Origin of the sequence: Synechococcus sp. R5-13 (assembly GCF_047462015.1) — a bacterium.
Lineage (GTDB): Bacteria > Cyanobacteriota > Cyanobacteriia > Thermostichales > Thermostichaceae > Thermostichus.
In genome coordinates this window covers 1-2,024 of the sequence record NZ_JANSIL010000210.1, presented here as the reverse complement: position 1 = coordinate 2,024, position 2,024 = coordinate 1, and the positions used below count along the sequence as shown (strand labels likewise).

1 protein-coding gene is annotated in these 2,024 nt (G+C 59.2%); it reads right to left on the bottom strand.

The annotated features are described in order from the left end of the window. Nucleotides 1–221 precede the first annotated feature (221 nt). Entirely contained in the window at nt 222–1,664 is a 1,443-nt protein-coding gene (locus NW840_RS13620; RefSeq protein ID WP_414344852.1) for a gamma-aminobutyraldehyde dehydrogenase, read from the bottom strand. Nucleotides 1,665–2,024 lie beyond the last annotated feature (360 nt).

Here is a 2,024-nt window from a genome sequence, read left to right as displayed (position 1 = left end):
GAGATAGGCAGGATGCGATCGCTTCTTTCCTGAACCATGTTCAGGAGAGTTCAGCGTGAATGTATCAGGTTCCAAACCGGCTCCAGACAGTTCCCCAAGCCCTCTCCCAAGGGGAAGGGGTAGGTCGGAATCAAGGCCACCAATGGCCTACGGCGACTGGGAATACCCCTGGTGAGCCGCCGCTGTTTGGTGGTCATCTTCTGTTCAAAATGGGCATCACTTCAGCGGGTTGCAATCATCACGTGTTTGGTGATTTGGTAGTCGCGCACCGCTTCTGCCGAGAGATCTTTGCCAAATCCCGATTGCTTAAAGCCGCCATGGGGGGCCTCAGAGGCAATGGGAATATGGTCGTTGATCCAGACGGTGCCGAACTCCAGATCGGCGGCCAACCTCATCGCTCGTCCGATGTCTTGAGTCCACACAGAAGCCGCCAGCCCGTATAGGACGTCATTGCCCAAGCGTAGCGCTTCCGCTTCTTCGCGAAACGAGCCGAGCGTGAGAACCGGCCCAAAAACCTCACTCTGTACGATCTCCGCTTTTTGATCGACATTGGCAATCACCGTGGGTTCATAGTAGTAGCCCTGGGCAAGCTGGGAAGGGATCCGACCGCCGGTCAGCACCTTGGCTCCCTCTGCTTTGGCCCGCTCCACAAATCCCATCACCCGCTCCCGCTGGGCTGCTGAGACCAAAGGCCCCATCTCCACTCCCGCCTCGAAAGGGGATCCCACCGTTACTTTGCGCATGGCTTCTACAATGGCCTCTTGCGCCTGCGCCAGCTTGCTCTCGTGCACATAGACGCGGGTGGCTGCCGTACAGTCTTGGCCGGTATTGACGGTGGCAGCAAATGTGGCCTTGGCAGCAACGGTCTCTACGTCCGCATCCTCGAAGACGATAAACGGCGCTTTGCCCCCCAGTTCCAAATGCACCCGCTTCAGGGTATCTGCTGCTGTCCGCATCACCTGCTTGCCGGTGGCGGTAGAGCCGGTAAGGCTGACCATGCGCACCTGGGGGTGCTCCACCAGGGCTTGGCCGGTGGCATTGCCTCCGGTAACGATATTGACTACCCCGGGCGGGATCCCAGCCTCGGCGATCAGTTCCCCCAGCATCAGGGTGGTCAGGGGGGTGGCAGGAGCGGGCTTGAGCACCACCGTACAGCCGGCGGCCAGGGCGGGGCCGATTTTCCAGACGGCCATCATCAGCGGATAGTTCCAAGGGGTAATTTGCGCGCACACCCCCACTGGCTCTTTGCGAAAGAGGGAGGTGTAGCCCTTGGCGTATTCCCCAGCACTAAAGCCATGGATGTCGCGGGCGGCGGCGGCGAAGAAACGCAGATTATCCACCGCAAATGGCAGATCTCCCCCCAAGCTGAGGAACTCGTAGGGCTTGCCGGTGTTTTCCGATTCCACACGAGCCAGTTCTGGGGCACGAGCCTCGATCAGATCTGCCAATTTCCAGAGGGCCAGGGAGCGCTCGCCGGGGGTGAGTTTCGACCAACGGCCATCGTAGAAGGCTGTTTGGGCGGCCTGCACCGCCCGATCCACATCGGCAGGGCTGGCATCCACCACCTCTGCCAGTTTCTCGCCGGTGGCCGGGTTCTCGATGGTCATCAGGCCCCCCCCTTGGCTATCGACCCATTGGCCGTCGATCCAGAGTTTGTAGGCCATAGCGATGTCCTCAACAGCTTGGTGAAATGGCTCTCCCCATTGTGCCGAATCTTTTTGGCTCGGCTTGAATCATAAGCTTCATTCAACTTTGGCAACTTTGGGGTGCAGAGATGGGATCCTTTGGGATTGGGATGGCCCAAACGGCTATTCGCAAAGCGGGCCGTAGACTGTGGCCAACGGCGCACTGGTGAGGATCCCGCATCTGCTAACCAACGGAGGTGCAGGGGCAATCAGTCCTGCACTCTACCCGCAGGGTGAGCACCGGGATACAGGGATCCCCGCCATACCTCTGAGCGAAATCTGTAGTAAAACCTACTTATGCTGGCGGTAACCTACAAGTACCGGATTGATCCAGATGCC

Coding starts and splice junctions, on each gene's coding strand:
- NW840_RS13620 (WP_414344852.1), bottom strand. CDS start 1,664: ATGGCCTACAAACTCTGGATCGACGGCCAATGGGTCGATAGCCAAGGG.